The sequence below is a fragment of the Pseudomonas sp. I2 genome (assembly GCF_040984075.1).
Classification (GTDB): domain Bacteria; phylum Pseudomonadota; class Gammaproteobacteria; order Pseudomonadales; family Pseudomonadaceae; genus Aquipseudomonas; species Aquipseudomonas guariconensis_B.
The window spans coordinates 67,066-82,303 of sequence record NZ_JBCGFQ010000006.1 but is presented as its reverse complement, the minus strand read 5'-3'; the positions used below and the strand labels follow the sequence as shown (position 1 = coordinate 82,303).

The following is a 15,238-nucleotide window of genomic DNA, read 5'->3' as shown; positions in this document are numbered from 1 at the left end:
TCAAGGCAGCGCCCGAGGCGGGCTGATTCGACGTAACAGCTGGGGCTGCAAGGCAGCCCCAAGTGCGCTCCCTTGCGACAACACCTCATCTCCCGTCTACCGTTAATGTTTCCTTAATAGGAAGCTCGCACACTACATATCGGATTTATCGATAATCCGAAGCAAGTTTTTCCGCTTTTATTCGATACGTTTCGCGCTAGTCTGTGCGTAGCTTTCACGGGGAACATGCCAACATGCAACTGCGCAACTCACCTTCTCGCTATGGCCTGGTCAGCATCGTCCTGCACTGGGGCGTAGCCCTGGCGGTCTTCGGCCTGTTCGGCCTGGGCCTGTGGATGGTCGGCCTCGACTACTACAGCCCATGGCGCAAGTCGGCGCCCGACCTGCACAAGAGCATCGGCCTGATACTGCTGGCGGTGATGCTGCTGCGCGTGCTCTGGCGCTTCGTCAGCCCGCCACCACCGGCACCGGCCAACCACGGGGCATTCACCCGGCTGGCCGCCAAGCTGGGGCACCTGGCACTGTACCTTGGCCTGTTCGCGGTGATGATCGCCGGCTACCTGATCTCCACCGCCGACGGTGTCGGTATCCCGGTATTCGGCCTGTTCGAGGTGCCGGCGCTGCTCAGCGATCTGCCCGACCAGGCGGACACTGCCGGGGTCATCCACCTCTACCTGGCCTGGGGGCTGGTGATCTTCGCCATCCTGCATGGCCTGGCAGCCCTCAAGCACCATTTCATCGACCGTGACGCGACCCTGACCCGCATGCTGGGCCGCAAAGCTTGACTCTCAACCTCAATTGCAAAGGAAGGAAGTAAGGATGTTGAAAAAGACTTTTGCCGCCCTGGCGCTCGGTACCGCCCTGTTCTCCGCCGGCCAGGCCATGGCCGCCGAATACAAGATCGACAAGGAAGGCCAGCACGCGTTCGTCGACTGGAAGATCAGCCACCTGGGCTACAGCTTCATCCACGGCACGTTCCGCGACTTCGACGGTGCGTTCACCTGGGACAGCGCCAAGCCCGAGGCCAGCAAGATCAACGTGGACCTGAAGACCGCCAGCCTGTGGTCGAACCACGCCGAGCGTGACAAGCACATCGCCAGCGCCGATTTCCTGGACGTGAAGAAGTATCCAGAGGCCAAGTTCGTTTCCACCAGCGTCAAGCCGACCGGTGACAAGACCGCCGACGTGACCGGCGACCTGACCCTGCACGGCGTGACCAAGCCGGTCACCTTCAAGGCCGTGTTCAACGGTGAAGGCAAGGACCCATGGGGCGGCGAGCGTGCGGGCTTCAACGCCACCACCACGCTGAACCTGAACGACTTTGGCATCAAGGGCCCGGGCCCAACCTCCCAGACCCTGGACCTGGACATCAGCATCGAAGGCGTGAAGAAGTAACGCGCTGATCCCTTAGGGCTGCTGTGCGCAGCCCTATCGCGACACAAGGCCGCTCCCCCAGGTTTTCTGCATCAACCACTTTAGCAGTGGCGTTGCAGGATCCTGTGGGAGCGGCCTTGTGTCGTGATAGGGCCGCGTCGCGGCCCCAACGGTTTGCTGGTCAGCGATTGCGGGTCAGCAGGGCAGGGCGCTCGCCCCGCGGACGGCTCGGCAGATCATCCAGTTGCTCGGGCGTTGGGTAACGGTCGAGCTTGGACTCCTTGCGAATGATCACCGGCTGCTGCTGTTCGCGCTGTTCGCGTGGGTTGCGCACCGCTGGCTCCTGCCGGGAGAAGTCATCGCGGCCCGCGCGGTTGCGCCCGGCGCTGCCATCACGGCGCGCGCCACCGTTGTTGTTGCGGGCACGCTTTTCGCCGGAGCCCTGGCGCTGACCACCGCCATTGCGGCCCTGGCCCCCCGCGTTACGCTGGCCGTTGCCCTGGTTGGCGTTGCCGCCATTGCCACCGGGGCGACGGTTGCGGCCCTGGTTCTTGGCGTTCTGGTAGGGGCTTACGTAGTCGGCACGGTTGCCGAAGTTGTCGATATCGTCATCCAGGAATTCCTCCGGGTCACGATCGGCCGGAATCGGCGGGATGCTGGCCTGCGCCTGGCCAGCCTGTTGGCGTGGCTTCTTGTTGTCGCGTGGCTTGCGCGCTTGCTTCTGCTGCTTGTCGCCGGCCTTGGCCTTCTCGGCGGGTTTCTCGGCGGCCTGCTGCTTGGCCTTGCCTTTGTCCTTGCCCTTGTCCTTGCGCCCGCCGCTGCCTTCCTTGCCGCCTTCGCCGCGTGCCTGGTTGCGCCCGCCACGACCGCTGTTCTGCGGACGTTCACGGACTTCCGGCTTCTCGGCCTCCACCTGGCTGGGGTCGAAGCCCATCAGGTCGCCATCGGGAATCTTCTGCCGAGTGACGCGCTCGATGCTCTTGAGCAGCTTCTCTTCGTCTGGCGCCACCAGCGAGATGGCTTCGCCCGAGCGGCCGGCGCGGCCGGTGCGGCCGATGCGGTGGACATAGTCTTCCTCGACGTTGGGCAGCTCGAAGTTGACCACGTGGGGTAATTGGTCGATATCCAGGCCGCGCGCGGCGATATCGGTGGCCACCAGCACGCGCACGGTGTTGGCCTTGAAGTCGGCCAGGGCCTTGGTGCGGGCGTTCTGGCTCTTGTTGCCGTGGATCGCGGCGGCGCTCAGGCCGTGCTTTTCCAGGTACTCGGCCAGGCGGTTGGCGCCATGCTTGGTGCGGGTGAACACCAGCACCTGTTCCCAGGCGCCCAGGGTGATCAGGTGCGCCAGCAGGGCGCGCTTGTGGCTGGCAGGCAGGCGGTAGACGCGCTGCTCGATACGCTCGACCGTGGTGTTTGGCGGCGTGACCTCGATGCGCTCGGGGTTGTGCAGCAGCTTGTCGGCAAGGTCGGTGATGTCCTTGGAGAAGGTGGCCGAGAACAGCAGGTTCTGGCGCTTGGCCGGCAGGCGGGCGAGGACCTTCTTGACGTCGTGGATGAAGCCCATGTCGAGCATGCGGTCGGCTTCGTCGAGGACCAGGATCTCCACGTGGGCGAGGTCGACGCTGCCTTGGCCGGCCAGGTCGAGCAGGCGGCCGGGGCAGGCCACCAGGACGTCGACGCCCTTGGCCATGGCCTGGATCTGCGGGTTCATGCCGACGCCGCCGAAGATGCAGGCGCTGACCAGGTGCAGGTCACGGGCATAGACCTTGAAGCTGTCATGCACCTGGGCGGCCAGTTCGCGGGTCGGTGTCAGCACCAATACCCGTGGCTGGCGTGGGCCGTGGCGCTGGGACTTGTCGGGGTGGCCGCCGGGGAACAGGCGCTCGAGGATCGGCAAGGCGAAGCCGCCGGTTTTGCCAGTACCTGTCTGGGCGGCGACCATCAGGTCGCGGCCTTGCAACACGGCGGGAATGGCCCGCTGTTGCACCGGAGTGGGCTGGGTATAGCCCGCAGCCTCGATAGCGCGGACAAGAGCCTCGGAGAGACCGAGGGAAGCAAAGGACATGGGCAATCCTGTTCTCGTGGGGGCTGGGCCCGATGGGATGATCTGCCTGGCGCGACGGGCATCGGAAGGATGCGATCGCGTCCGGTCCAGCAGGGCGTCACTGCGCATCCGGGAAGCGGCGGGCGGGCACTGGGGGGTGCGTTGCCGACGGTCGAGATGCCTGTTGCGAGGCCGAGCGTCCGGGCGTGAGCCGGGCGGGAAGGCCCGAGTATAACAGAGCTATCGCGGTGTGCCGCGTTCCTGCTGCTCAACGGTGTCAGGAATATCGGCGCCATCGCCGTCATAGCGTGCGTTGATCGCTGCATAGGCCGGTTCCAGCTTGAAGCGCCGCAGTTCGGCGGCGAACGCCTGGGCCAGTTGCTCGCGGCCTGGTTTGCGTGCCAGGCCCAGGTACTGCGGGTGGCGGCTGATCACCAGGGGCAGTTCCTCGACCTGCCGCTCGAGCCCCAGTTGGCGGCGTAGGTAGCGCCCGCCACGGCGGTCGGTCACCAGCAGGTCGATGCGGCCCAGGAGCAGTTTGCCGAAGTTCGCCTCGAGGGTGGGCGCCGCTTCCCGGCGAAACAGCGGGGATTCGCTGAACGCGGCACTGTAGGCGTAGCCCGGGGCAGTGCCCACGGTCAGGCCGGCGAGGTCTTCCAGGCGTTCGACGGCATGACGCCGGGCACGGGCCTGGAACAGCACGAACTCGACCTGCGACATGGGCTCGTCCGGGTAGACCAGGTAGGGCCTGCGCGAGTCGAGCTGGAAAATGTCCATCACGCCGTCGGCCTGGCCCTGCTCGACCATGGCCAGGCAGCGCTTCCACGGCAGGAACTGCCAGTCGATGTCGAAGCCCAGGCGCTTGAACACTTCGTTGCTGACTTCGTAATCGATGCCACGCGGCTGGCCATTGTCCCGGTAGATATAGGGCGCCCAGTCGTCGCTGACCAGGCGCAGCCGCTCGGCCTGGGCCAGCGGGCCCAGGCAGGCGAGCAGCAGGAGGCAGAAGAGGCGGGTGACATGGCGCATGGCGGGCAGGGTACGCCGTCCGCCGGTCGATGGCCAGAGAGCCGCTGCGCAGGGCCTGGACGCACCTTTTCGGTGCTCATCCAGGCCCCTGCCGGATTAGCGTGGCAGCTTGAGGTTGTTCCAGATCGCCAGGCTCGGCTCGGCCTGGTTCAGGGTGTAGAAGTGCAGCCCGGGTGCGCCGCCTTGCAGCAGTTGCTCGCACATGCGGGTGATCACTTCCTCGCCGAACGCCTGGATGCTGCGGGTGTCGTCCCCGTAGGCTTCCAGCTGCTTGCGGATCCAGCGCGGGATCTCGGCGCCGCAGGCATCGGAGAAGCGTGCCAGCTTGCTGTAGTTGGTGATCGGCATGATGCCGGGTACCACCGGAATGTCCACACCCAGCTTGCGCACGCGCTCGACGAAGTAGAAATAGCTGTCGGCGTTGAAGAAGTACTGGGTGATGGCGCTGTCGGCGCCGGCCTTGACCTTGTGCACGAAGTTGGCCAGGTCGTCCTCGAAGTTGCGTGCCTGGGGGTGCATCTCGGGGTAGGCGGCGACTTCCAGGTGGAAGTGGTCACCGCTTTCCTGGCGGATGAACTCGACCAGGTCGCTGGCGTAGCGCAGTTCGCCATAGGCCATGCCCATGCCCGACGGCAGGTCGCCACGCAGGGCGACGATGCGCTTGATTCCGGCTGCCTTGTACTGGGCGATCAGGGTGCGCAGTTCGTCCTTGCTGTCACCGACGCAGGACAGGTGTGGCGCGGCGGCTACCTTGGCCTCGCTTTCCAGTTGCAGCACGGTGTTGAGGGTACGGTCGCGGGTCGAGCCCCCTGCGCCATAGGTGCAGGAGAAGAAATCGGGGTTATAGGTGGCCAGCTGGCGGGCGACGCCCATCAGTTTTTCATGGCCGGCCTCGGTCTTGGTGGGGAAGAACTCGAAACTGTAGCGGCGTTCTTGTGACATCACTCGTTCCTCGAGCAGCGGGCTTGAGCTTCAAGCGGCGAGCTGCAAGTGAAAGCCAGATCGGTGGTGGCCGATCTGGCTGGGGCATCGTTCAAGGTCCATTCAGCTGCAAGAAGCATCGGCACGCGCTGATTTTTCTTGCCGCTTGCAACTGACAGCTTGCCGCTGGTTAGTAGCGGTAGGTGTCTGGCTTGAACGGGCCGTCGACGGTCACGCCGATGTATTCGGCCTGCTGCGGGGTCAATTGGGTGACCACGCCGCCGAAGCCGCGGACCATCTCCAGGGCCACTTCCTCGTCGAGCTTCTTGGGCAGCACTTCCACGGTCAGGCGCTCGGCCTTCTGCGCGGCCGGCAGCTCGGCGAACTTCTGGCCGAACAGGAAGATCTGCGCCAGCACCTGGTTGGCGAACGAGCCGTCCATGATGCGGCTCGGGTGGCCGGTGGCGTTGCCCAGGTTCACCAGGCGGCCTTCGGCCAGCAGGATCAGGTAGTCGTCGTTCTGCGGGTCGAAGGTGCCGGCGCCGGTGCGGTGGATCTTGTGCACCTGCGGCTTGACCTCTTCCCAGGCCCAGTGCTTGCGCATGAAGGCGGTGTCGATCTCGTTGTCGAAGTGACCGATGTTGCAGACCACGGCACGCTTCTTCAGGGCCTTGAGCATGTTGGCGTCGCAGACGTTGACGTTACCGGTGGTGGTGACGATCAGGTCGATGCGGCCCAGCAGGTCACGGTTGATGCCGTCCTCGGTGCCGGTGTTGATGCCGTTCTTGAACGGCGACACGACTTCGAAACCGTCCATGCACGCCTGCATGGCGCAGATCGGGTCGACTTCGGTGACCTTGACGATCATGCCTTCCTGGCGCAGGGACTGGGCCGAGCCCTTGCCCACGTCGCCGTAGCCGATCACCAGGGCCTGCTTGCCCGACAGCAGGTGGTCGGTACCGCGTTTGATGGCGTCGTTGAGGCTGTGGCGGCAGCCGTACTTGTTGTCGTTCTTGCTCTTGGTGACCGAGTCGTTGACGTTGATCGCCGGGACTTTCAGCTCGCCCTTGGCCAGCATGTCCAGCAGGCGGTGCACGCCGGTGGTGGTCTCTTCGGTGATGCCGTGGATCTTGTCCAGCATCGCCGGGTACTTCTTGTGCAGGATCTCGGTCAGGTCACCGCCGTCGTCCAGCACCATGTTGGCGTCCCATGGCTGGCCATCCTTGAGGATGGTCTGCTCGATGCACCACTCGTACTCCTGCTCGGTCTCACCCTTCCAGGCGAACACTGGGATGCCGGCGGCGGCGATGGCGGCAGCGGCCTGGTCCTGGGTCGAGAAGATGTTGCAGGACGACCAGCGTACTTCGGCACCCAGGGCGATCAGGGTCTCGATCAGCACGGCGGTCTGGATGGTCATGTGGATGCAGCCGAGGATCTTCGCGCCCTTGAGCGGTTGCTCGGCCTGGTATTTGCGGCGCAGGCCCATCAGCGCGGGCATTTCCGACTCGGCGATGATGATTTCCTTGCGGCCCCAGTCGGCCAGGGAGATATCGGCGACCTTGAAATCGGAAAAACCTGCAGGCGTGTTTACAGCGCTCATCGAGAGCCTCCATTCGTAGTGTGCGAATGGGCGCCGTTGTGCGTTGAGCGTCCGCGGGAGCGGACAACGCCCCATCCGAGCCTGACAGGTGGAACCTGCTGCAGCGCCCCTCGGACAGGTGGCGGGCATGACCCCTCTGCGGGTGGTCATGTGAAGCGGCTGGGATTATAGCTGCGGCGCAGGCCCAGGCCCAAGGTTTTCTGTCGATTAATCGCGACGATAGTCGATGTTCAATGGAGAGTGACTGGCGGGTCTGCCATCATTACCGCACGTCAGCCAAGCAGGTCAGGAGCACCGATGAATTTCCACACCCGCAAGTGGGTAAAACCCGAAGACCTCAACCCCAACGGCACCCTGTTCGGCGGCAGCCTGCTGCGCTGGATCGACGAGGAGGCGGCGATCTACGCCATCGTCCAGCTGGGCAACCAGCGGGTGGTGACCAAGTACATCTCGGAGATCAACTTCGTCAGCGCCTCGCGCCAGGGCGACATCATCGAGCTGGGCATCACCGCCACCGAGTTCGGTCGTACCTCGATCACCCTCAAGTGCGAAGTGCGCAACAAGATCACCCGCAAGAGCATCCTGACGGTGGACAAGATGGTCTTCGTCAACCTCGGCGAGGACGGCCTGCCAGCGGCGCACGGGCGCACCGAGATCAAGTACATCCAGGACCAGTTCCCCGATACCGCGGTCGAATGAGCTTCAAGCTGCAAGAGAAGGGCGTGCACACTCACGCTTTTTCTTGCAGCGTACAGCTAGTCAGGCTGGGCGCTGACCCCGCGTACAACGCGGCCGATGCTCAAACCCTGCACCAGGATCGACGACAGCACCACGATGTAGGTGATCGACAGCAGCAGGTCACGCTCGGCGCCGGCCGGTAGCGACAGCGCCAGCGCCACGGACACGCCACCGCGCAGGCCGCCCCAGGTCAGTACCCGCACGGTGCCCTTGGGCACACTGCGCCACCGGCGCAGCAGGACGATCGCCGGCGCCACGGTCAGCAGGCGCGACAGCAGTACCGCCACGGCCAGCACGGCGCCTGCGGCCAGGTGCATCCAGTTGAACGGCAGCAGCAACAGCTCCAGGCCGATCAGGGCGAACAGCAGGGCGTTGAGCATATCGTCGATCAACTCCCAGAAACCGTCCATGTAGCGGCGGGTCATGTCGTTCATCGCCAGGTTGCGCCCCAGGTTGCCAATGATCAGGCCGGCCACCACCATGGCGATCGGCGCCGACACGTGCAGCTCGTAGCACATGGCCGAGCCACCGATGACCAGCGCCAGGGTCAGCATCACCTCGACCTGGTACTGCTCGACGCTCTTGATCATGCGGTAGGTGGCGTAGCCGATCAGGCCGCCGAAGACGATGCCGCCGATGGCCTCGCGGGCGAACAGCACGGCGGTGTCGGCGAAGCTTGGCGTCTCGCCGAGCTGGACGATGCCCAGCAGTACGGTGAACACCACCACCGCGGTACCGTCGTTGAACAGCGACTCGCCGACGATGGTGGTCTTCAGTGGTTTGGAGGCGTTGGCGGTACGCAGAGCACCCAGCACGGCGATCGGGTCGGTGGGCGAGATCAGCGCACCGAACAGCAGGCAGTACATCAGCGGCACGTCCCAGCCGAACAGGGCGAAGATCCAGTGCGCCAGGAAACCGATCACCACGGTGGCGATCAGCACGCCGACGGTGGCCAGCAGGCCGATCGGCCAGCGGTAGCTGCGCAGGTCGGCCAGGTTGACGTGCAGGGCGCCGGCGAACAGCAGGAAAGCCAGCATCCAGTGCATGAGCAGATCGTTGAAGTCGATCTGGTTCATCAGCCCTTCGACGCGTTCTTCCAGGCCAGGGAAGCCGATCAGGCTCAGGCCCTGGATGATCAGGGAGAACAGCAGCGCGGTGACCATCACGCCAATGGCTGGCGGTAGGCCGATGAAGCGGTAGTTGACGTAGGTGAGGAGGGTGGTCAGGCAGATAAATGCGGCAACGAGTTCGAGCATCCCGAATCCTGTGACAGTGGCTTCCAAGTCATTACCCGAATGGCTCGGGCAGTTCTTTGATGATCTGGCGGAGCAGCCGGGACACATCTTATGACCGGTTTTGTTGGAATCGTTCAAGTCTGAGGGGTATGCGGCCTTGAGTCGTACACGGATGAGGCGGGCCGCGAGTGGCTGGCCCTGAGACCCATGGCGCATGGCAAGGGCTGGTGCCCTTGTCCGTGGGCAAGCCCGCTCCCATAGGGATCTGCAAAACCACATGACGTGTGATCGACGCGAACTCCTGTGGGGCTTGCCAGCGAATGGGCTGCGCAGCAGCCCCAAGGCCCCACGCGAAACGGATATAGTGTGGATCGCCCCGGCCATTGACGGCCCGAATGCTTTGCAAGGAACCCCTCTGCGTGTTGGCAACTTCTCTGGTGCTGGTCGCGGCCCTGCTGCACGCGACTTGGAATACCCTGATCAAGTTCAGTGGCGAGCGCCTGCTGGTGATCGCCAGCATGGATGCGGTGGCACTGTTGTTCGCTGTGCTGGCGATAGCATTCGTCGAGCTGCCGCCGGCCGAGGTCTGGCCCTGGCTGCTGGCCTCGGCGTTGGCCGAGCAGTTGTACCGTTTCCTGCTGATCCAGGCCTATCGGGTCGGCGACCTGGGGTTGGTCTATCCTCTGATGCGTGGCTTGTCGCCGCTGGTGGTGCTGGGGTTGACCCTGGCGTTCGCCGGCGAGTCGCTGAGCAGCCAGCAGATCATCGGTATCCTGCTGATCCCCTGCGGCATGGCCTGCCTGCTGTGGCAGGGCGGCGGTGGCGATCGCTTGCCCTGGTCGATGTTACCGGTAGTGGCGCTGATCGGCCTGTGCATCGGCTGCTACACCTGGTTCGACGGCCAGGCCGTGCGGCTGTGGGGCAAGCCCTGGGACTACCTGGTCTGGCTGACCCTGCTCAGTGCCTGGCCGTTCCCGTTGCTGGCCTGCGTGGCGCGCCGCGCACCGTTCGTGCTGTTCTGGCGTACCCAGTGGCGCCTGGGGCTGGCGGTGGGGGTATGCGTATTGCTGAGCTACGCCCTGGTGTTGTGGGCCATGCACCTGGGGTCGGTGGCCGAGGCGGCGGCGCTACGTGAGCTGAGCGTGATCCTGGTGGTGCTGATGGGCATGCGCTACCTCAAAGAACCTTTTGGCGGCCCGAGACTCCTAGCTTGCGGGCTGGTCCTGGCGGGCATGCTGGTGATGAAGCTCTGATACCGATCATTCTGAACAAGGAGTCCTGTCCATGACCGTTGCCCTGTGGTGCATTTTGATCGCGATGATCCTGCCGCCGCTGTGTGGCTTGACGGCGAAGCTGAGCAGTGGCCGTTTCGGCATGCGCGACAACCATGACCCGCGTGCCTTCCTAGATACCCTCTCAGGGTTGCCGCGCCGCGCCCATGCCGCCCAGCAGAACGGCTACGAAGCCTTTCCCGCGTTCGCCGCGGCAGTGCTGGTGGCCGATATCGTCGGCAATGCCGAGCAGGTCACCCAAGACGTGCTGGCGGTGCTCTATATCACCAGCCGGCTGCTCTACATCATCTGCTACCTGGCCGACCTGGCCGTCCTGCGCTCCCTTGTGTGGTTCGTCGGGGTGGCCCTGATCGTGACGTTCTTCATCGTTTCGATCTGAGTAGGCGTATTCGCGGGCTTGCACGTGGGGGCGCTTCGCGCCCCGAGATGGCAGTGCTTGCCCGCGAAAACGCTTGGCGCTGATTCAGGGGACTTTAGGCACTTCGGGCAACGGCTTGCCCTTGGGCCACAACAGCCAGATCTGCCCCTGCTGCTTCATGTTGCCCGCCAGTTCGCCGGCCTCCGGGCCTGTGCCCCAGAACAGGTCGGCACGTACCTCGCCGGTGATGGCGCCGCCGGTGTCCTGGGCGCCGACCGGGCGCACCACCGGGCTGCCGTCCGGGCGGGTGGTGGAGAGCCAGAGCAGGCTGCCCAGGGGAATCACCTTGCGGTCGATGGCCACGCTATAGCCGGCGGTCAGCGGTACGTTGAGCGAGCCGCGTGGCCCTTCGTTGCTGTCCGGGCGCGTGCCGAAGAACACATAGCTGGGGTTGCTCGCCAGCAGCTCGGGCACCCGTTGCGGGTTGGCCTGGGCCCAGGCATGGATGCTGCCCATGGTCACGTCTTCTTTCTTCAACTGGCCCTGTTCTACCAGCCAGCGACCGATCGGCCGGTACGGATGGCCGTTCTGGTCGGCGTAGCCCAGGCGCAGTTGGCGCCCGTCCTCCAGTTGGACACGCCCCGAGCCTTGGATTTGCAGGAACTGCAGGTCCATCGGATCGGTCAGCCAGGCCAGCACCGGCGCCTTGACGCCATCGCGATAGATCGTTTCCGCCGTGTCGTAGGGCTTGAGCACGCGGCCTTCCAGACGCCCGCGCAGACGCTTGCCCTTGAGCTCGGGGTAGATGCTGGCCAGGTCGACCACGACCATGTCTTCCGGGATGCCATAGACCGGTACCTGGGCGCTGTCGGTGCGTTCGAGGCTGCCGGCGTAGACAGGTTCGTAGTACCCGGTGATCAGGCCATTGGCACTGTTTTCGGCCGAGCGCAGGCCGTAGACCTCGAAGTTCTGCTGCAGGAACGCGCGGACTTGGGCGGCATCTTGGGCAAGGGGCTGCGCGGCCTCGCAGGTGGTGGCCCAGACCGGATCGCGCTTGAGCTTCTCGCAACCGTTGCGCCATGCCTGGAAGCCAGCCAGCAGGTCGCTATCGCTGACGGTCGGCAGGTCTTTCCAGGTCGCGGGTGCATAGGTGGCGATGGCATGGGGTTCAGGCTTGGCGCTTTCGCCGCCGTTGCAGCCGGCCAGCAGGGCCAGGGCGGGAAGCGCCCAGGCGAAGTGGCGCAAGGCAGATTTCATGGTCGAATCCTTGAGAGGGAGAGCCTGCTTGGCTGCCCCTGTTTTTCGTAAGGGTATTGGTGTTTGTCGAGCAGGCGAGGATACTGTCGGCCCGTTCCCCGAACCAGTGAGACCATGATGTACAAATGTTTCACCATGCTGCTGGTCAGCCTGTCCCTGGTGGCCTGCGACCGTGTCGATCCTAACTCACCCTTGGGCCAGCGCAAGGCCATCTTCAAGGAGATGCTGAAAACCAGCGAGGACATGGGCGGCATGCTGCGCGGTCGGTTGCCCTTCGATGGCGGGAAGTTCGCCGCGGGCGCGGTGAAGCTCGATGGCTTGGCGCATGCGCCCTGGCAGCACTTCCCTCAGGTCAAGGATGACGGCCAGAGCAGCGCGCGGCCGCAGGTCTGGGAGCGCCAGGCACGCTTCCATGAGCTGGCGCGGCAATTGGAGGGCGTGACCGGGGAACTGGTTGGCGTGACCCGTGCGCAGCCGCTTGAGGCTGCACGGTTGAAATCGCCGATGGACAAGGTGGAGGCCGCGTGCAAGGCCTGCCATACAGAGTTTCGTAATCACTGAGTGGCGGGCTTGCCCCGCCGGCCGCTGGTTCTAATACGACAGCGCGGCCCGGCGGGGCCCGCCAGTCAGGTCACTTGTCCAGTTCGCGTTTCGCCGCTTCCAGTTCCTCCCTGGATTCGGCGAGTTTCTTCTCGCGCTTGCTGATCTTGTCGGCATCGCCCTTGGCCTGGGCTTCCCTCAGGTCGGACTCGCGCTCCTGCACTTCGCGTTCGGCCTTGCGAACCTTCTGCTCGCGTTCCGCCCGCAGCCCGGCGTCGGTGCAGTGTTCCTTGTTTTCCTTCAATGCCTTCTCCAGGCCGCGGATCTCGCCCCAGTTGTCGTGCTTTTTGGCGTACTCGAGCTGGTTCTCGATGGCGCTGCGCTTGGCCGCGCAACCGGTCAGGCCCGGATCGGGCTGCGCGGCCTGCAGCGAGGCCGATGCCAGGCCGAGCACGGTGAATAGGGCGAATGAACAAAGCGGCTTCATGACAGCCTCCTTCCGGGGCAATTGACGATGGATGGGGAAATACTGCCCCCATCCTCCTCGTCAGTGAATCCCGCTGCGATCTTTCGGCTGTTTTTTCAGAAAAGTCTTACATGGTTAGCAGGTAAGCCCCTGTCAACGCTCCAAGTCGTCCACGGCTTCCTGCAGTTCCTTCTTGGCCTCGGCGAGCTTCTCTTTGCGCTTGTTGATCTTCTCCGGGTCACCCTTCTTCATGGCCTTGTCCAGGTCCTTGGTGCGCTGGTTGACCTCATGACGGGACTCGAGCACCTTCTGCTCGCGCTCCTTGCGCAGGCTGGCGTCGGTGCAATGTTCGGTGACTTCGCTCAGGGCTTTTTCCAGGCCGGCCAATTGTTCGGCATCGCCGTGGGTACGTGCCTGGGCGATCTGCTCGGCGATGGCCTGGCGCTTGGCTGCGCAACCGGTCAGGCCTGGCTGCTCCTCGGCGGCCAGCGCGGCATGGGCGGTCAGGCCGAACAGGGCAGACAGGACGAGGGACGAAAGCAGTTTCATCGGGGACTCCATTCGGGGCAGGGCGGCAGAAAAGGAAATGCTGCCTTGATCCGCAGAAATTAGAAACCCTCGATTGCATGCCGGTGCAATTGTTTGGCCAGTATCTGTACATCCTCGTTCTGGAAAAACGCATGCAGTTGCTCGGCCCGGTGGCGGCCGATGCCCGGCTCCGCCATCCATTGCGTGGGGCTCCTGGCTGCCAGGGTCTGCCAGTCCGGCCCCAGTTCGAGATCCTTGGGGGCCGGGACGCCAAGGGCGCGCAGCCAGCGCGGGAAAGGCTGCCTACGCGCCTGGGCGAAGGCCTGCTGCAACTGCTCGGCGCGTGTCTCGGCGATCCCGGGTACGCGCAGTAGTTCATCGCGGGTCAGGGCGAGCCAGCCGTCCAGGGTGCCGACCAGGCCACTTTCGACCAATTGTGCCCAGGCCGCCGTCCCTACGCGTGGCATCGCCAGCCCTTGCTTGCCGCCGAGCCAGGCCAGCCGGGCGATGAACTGCTCCCGGCAGGCCTCGCTGTCCTGCCAGCAGCTCAGCGGGTGATAGCGGCCAGGTTCCGGCACGCTCAGCGGTGCGCGCTGAACACTGCGATGCACCACGTTTTCCAGCCTGGGGATGGTCAGCCCGGCAAGGCTGATCGCCACCTGGTCGCCCGGGCGTATGTCCAGCGCCTGCCAGCGCGCCAGCGAACCCAGGCTGACCTGGCTGATGCGCCGGTCATCCAGCAGTAGTGGCTGCAGGTGCAGCACGGGTGTGACACGCCCGGTTCGCCCGACCCTGAAATGGACCTTGCGCACCTCGGCCATGGCTCGACGGTACGGGTATTTCCAGGCGGCGATCCAGTAGGGCGCCTGGGCGCGCCAGCGTTGTGCGGGCGGGCGACTGTCCTGGCGCAGGATCACGCCATCGCTGGCAAATGGCAGCGGCGAGCGATACCAGTGCTGGCGCCAGTGGGCGGCTTGTGCCGGGCTGTCGATGGCGACGCTGAATTGCTGGCTGTCGGGGAAGCCCAGCGATGCCAGCCGTGCGAGGCGTTCGCCCTGGGAAGCCGGGCCTTCGGGCCAGTCCCAGACGAACAGGCCGATACCGGCGCCTTGCTCGGCGGTCAATTGCCTGCGCGCCATCAGCCCGGCCACGGTACCGCGCGCATTGGCGCCGCCGGCGGTTGCCTGTACGTGCTCATCGAGACGCCAGTAGAGCTCCCCTTGCAGAACCAGGTCGAGCGGCTGGGGCAATTGCCGAACGACCCCCGCCAGTTGGGGAACATGGCGACTCCAATCGTGCCCTCGCACGCCATCGCCACGGCTGAGCAGACGCACCAGCTGGCCTTGGCGATAGACCAGCGATACGGCGACCCCATCGACCTTGGGCTGGATCCAGACGCCGTGCTTGCCGCGCATCCAGCGTTCCATGGCGTGTTCATCGACCAGCTTGGCAACGCCGGTATGGGCGATCGGGTGGGCGATGGTGCCACGGGCGCTGGCCAGCGGGTTGTCGGTGTATGCCAGTGCGAAGCAACCTTGAAGCTGCAGCAGCCGCTGCCGGCTCTGGTCGTACAGCTCGTCCGGCACCAGCGAGATGCCTTGGCGATGATAGTGGTCGTCCCACCGGGCGAGGGTCTGGCGCAATTGCGCGACCTCCTTGCGAGCGCGCTCGTCAGCCCATGCCGGGCAATCCCCGGCATGGGCCATGGATGACAGGACGAACAGGGCAACGATCAACACGAACGGCATGGCCAGCATCCTTGCGTGGCAACGGGAAATGCTTAGCCTAGGCAAGCCTCGCCCTGGCCGCCGCGCGCAGTTGTCAGCCGATATGTCACGAAAAAGCCCCTGCCGATC

The 15,238-nt window shown here is 64.8% G+C and carries 15 protein-coding genes and 1 riboswitch; of the genes, 6 read left to right on the top strand and 9 right to left on the bottom strand.

Going from position 1 to position 15,238, the window contains the following annotated elements:
• Positions 1–233 precede the first annotated feature (233 nt).
• On the top strand, positions 234–785 hold the full coding sequence (locus tag WCE05_RS05005) for a cytochrome b (RefSeq protein ID WP_225788859.1): 552 nt from the start codon (positions 234–236) through the stop codon (positions 783–785).
• A 34-nt stretch (positions 786–819) separates the two neighbouring features.
• Positions 820–1,395, top strand: a complete 576-nt coding sequence (locus WCE05_RS05000) for a YceI family protein (protein WP_225788860.1) — start codon at positions 820–822, stop codon at positions 1,393–1,395.
• A gap of 160 nt (positions 1,396–1,555) precedes the next feature.
• Here the strand turns inward: WCE05_RS05000 and WCE05_RS04995 are convergent, their stop codons facing one another.
• The 4 genes from WCE05_RS04995 to ahcY form a co-directional block, all read right to left on the bottom strand.
• On the bottom strand, positions 1,556–3,439 hold the full coding sequence (locus WCE05_RS04995; RefSeq protein ID WP_368815529.1) for a DEAD/DEAH box helicase: 1,884 nt from the start codon (positions 3,437–3,439) through the stop codon (positions 1,556–1,558).
• A gap of 219 nt (positions 3,440–3,658) precedes the next feature.
• Complete coding sequence (locus WCE05_RS04990; protein WP_253080923.1) at positions 3,659–4,447, bottom strand: ABC transporter substrate-binding protein; 789 nt, start codon at positions 4,445–4,447, stop codon at positions 3,659–3,661.
• Positions 4,448–4,543: 96 nt separating this feature from the next.
• Positions 4,544–5,389: a methylenetetrahydrofolate reductase [NAD(P)H] gene (metF, locus tag WCE05_RS04985; RefSeq protein ID WP_225788863.1), complete on the bottom strand. Its 846-nt coding sequence runs from the start codon at positions 5,387–5,389 to the stop codon at positions 4,544–4,546.
• A 169-nt stretch (positions 5,390–5,558) separates the two neighbouring features.
• Positions 5,559–6,968 carry an adenosylhomocysteinase gene (ahcY, locus tag WCE05_RS04980; protein WP_225788864.1) on the bottom strand — a complete coding sequence of 470 codons (1,410 nt, stop codon included), beginning with the start codon at positions 6,966–6,968 and terminating at the stop codon, positions 5,559–5,561.
• A 21-nt stretch (positions 6,969–6,989) separates the two neighbouring features.
• Positions 6,990–7,086, bottom strand: a riboswitch (S-adenosyl-L-homocysteine riboswitch).
• A 179-nt stretch (positions 7,087–7,265) separates the two neighbouring features.
• Here ahcY and WCE05_RS04975 point away from each other — a divergent pair.
• Positions 7,266–7,667, top strand: a complete 402-nt coding sequence (locus WCE05_RS04975; protein ID WP_317235049.1) for a hotdog domain-containing protein — start codon at positions 7,266–7,268, stop codon at positions 7,665–7,667.
• 56 nt (positions 7,668–7,723) lie between these two features.
• Here WCE05_RS04975 and WCE05_RS04970 read toward each other — a convergent pair whose 3' ends face one another.
• The gene (locus WCE05_RS04970) at positions 7,724–8,962 is read right to left on the bottom strand and encodes a sodium:proton antiporter (protein ID WP_225788865.1); all 1,239 of its coding nucleotides are present in this window, start codon (positions 8,960–8,962) and stop codon (positions 7,724–7,726) included.
• Between the two features lie 398 nt (positions 8,963–9,360).
• Between WCE05_RS04970 and WCE05_RS04965 the strand changes: the two genes are divergently transcribed.
• Both WCE05_RS04965 and WCE05_RS04960 read left to right on the top strand, forming a co-directional pair.
• The gene (locus WCE05_RS04965; RefSeq protein WP_225788866.1) at positions 9,361–10,194 is read left to right on the top strand and encodes an EamA family transporter; all 834 of its coding nucleotides are present in this window, start codon (positions 9,361–9,363) and stop codon (positions 10,192–10,194) included.
• Between the two features lie 31 nt (positions 10,195–10,225).
• Entirely contained in the window at positions 10,226–10,612 is a 387-nt protein-coding gene (locus tag WCE05_RS04960) for an MAPEG family protein (RefSeq protein WP_225788867.1), read from the top strand.
• 84 nt (positions 10,613–10,696) lie between these two features.
• Here WCE05_RS04960 and WCE05_RS04955 read toward each other — a convergent pair whose 3' ends face one another.
• Positions 10,697–11,848 carry a murein transglycosylase A gene (locus WCE05_RS04955; protein WP_368815528.1) on the bottom strand — a complete coding sequence of 384 codons (1,152 nt, stop codon included), beginning with the start codon at positions 11,846–11,848 and terminating at the stop codon, positions 10,697–10,699.
• A 117-nt stretch (positions 11,849–11,965) separates the two neighbouring features.
• Between WCE05_RS04955 and WCE05_RS04950 the strand changes: the two genes are divergently transcribed.
• Positions 11,966–12,409: a cytochrome c gene (locus WCE05_RS04950; RefSeq protein ID WP_253168200.1), complete on the top strand. Its 444-nt coding sequence runs from the start codon at positions 11,966–11,968 to the stop codon at positions 12,407–12,409.
• Between the two features lie 70 nt (positions 12,410–12,479).
• Here WCE05_RS04950 and WCE05_RS04945 read toward each other — a convergent pair whose 3' ends face one another.
• The 3 genes from WCE05_RS04945 to ligB all read right to left on the bottom strand — a co-directional run bounded on the left by WCE05_RS04945 (position 12,480) and on the right by ligB (position 15,130).
• Positions 12,480–12,875 (bottom strand): DUF1090 domain-containing protein, encoded by a 396-nt coding sequence (locus WCE05_RS04945; RefSeq protein WP_225788869.1) that lies wholly within the window; start codon positions 12,873–12,875, stop codon positions 12,480–12,482.
• Positions 12,876–13,007: 132 nt separating this feature from the next.
• Entirely contained in the window at positions 13,008–13,403 is a 396-nt protein-coding gene (locus WCE05_RS04940) for a DUF1090 domain-containing protein (RefSeq protein ID WP_225788870.1), read from the bottom strand.
• Between the two features lie 59 nt (positions 13,404–13,462).
• Positions 13,463–15,130, bottom strand: a complete 1,668-nt coding sequence (ligB, locus tag WCE05_RS04935; protein ID WP_225788871.1) for an NAD-dependent DNA ligase LigB — start codon at positions 15,128–15,130, stop codon at positions 13,463–13,465.
• Positions 15,131–15,238 lie beyond the last annotated feature (108 nt).

Excerpts from the sequence above, each read along its gene's own strand:
- WCE05_RS04940 (WP_225788870.1), bottom strand. The coding sequence starts at position 13,403 with ATGAAACTGCTTTCGTCCCTCGTCCTGTCTGCCCTGTTCGGCCTGACC.
- metF (WP_225788863.1), bottom strand. The coding sequence starts at position 5,389 with ATGTCACAAGAACGCCGCTACAGTTTCGAGTTCTTCCCCACCAAGACC.
- ahcY (WP_225788864.1), bottom strand. The coding sequence starts at position 6,968 with ATGAGCGCTGTAAACACGCCTGCAGGTTTTTCCGATTTCAAGGTCGCC.
- WCE05_RS04945 (WP_225788869.1), bottom strand. The coding sequence starts at position 12,875 with ATGAAGCCGCTTTGTTCATTCGCCCTATTCACCGTGCTCGGCCTGGCA.
- WCE05_RS04970 (WP_225788865.1), bottom strand. The coding sequence starts at position 8,962 with ATGCTCGAACTCGTTGCCGCATTTATCTGCCTGACCACCCTCCTCACC.
- WCE05_RS05005 (WP_225788859.1), top strand. The coding sequence starts at position 234 with ATGCAACTGCGCAACTCACCTTCTCGCTATGGCCTGGTCAGCATCGTC.
- WCE05_RS04995 (WP_368815529.1), bottom strand. The coding sequence starts at position 3,439 with ATGTCCTTTGCTTCCCTCGGTCTCTCCGAGGCTCTTGTCCGCGCTATC.
- ligB (WP_225788871.1), bottom strand. The coding sequence starts at position 15,130 with ATGCCGTTCGTGTTGATCGTTGCCCTGTTCGTCCTGTCATCCATGGCC.
- WCE05_RS04975 (WP_317235049.1), top strand. The coding sequence starts at position 7,266 with ATGAATTTCCACACCCGCAAGTGGGTAAAACCCGAAGACCTCAACCCC.
- WCE05_RS05000 (WP_225788860.1), top strand. The coding sequence starts at position 820 with ATGTTGAAAAAGACTTTTGCCGCCCTGGCGCTCGGTACCGCCCTGTTC.
- WCE05_RS04960 (WP_225788867.1), top strand. The coding sequence starts at position 10,226 with ATGACCGTTGCCCTGTGGTGCATTTTGATCGCGATGATCCTGCCGCCG.
- WCE05_RS04955 (WP_368815528.1), bottom strand. The coding sequence starts at position 11,848 with ATGAAATCTGCCTTGCGCCACTTCGCCTGGGCGCTTCCCGCCCTGGCC.
- WCE05_RS04950 (WP_253168200.1), top strand. The coding sequence starts at position 11,966 with ATGTACAAATGTTTCACCATGCTGCTGGTCAGCCTGTCCCTGGTGGCC.
- WCE05_RS04990 (WP_253080923.1), bottom strand. The coding sequence starts at position 4,447 with ATGCGCCATGTCACCCGCCTCTTCTGCCTCCTGCTGCTCGCCTGCCTG.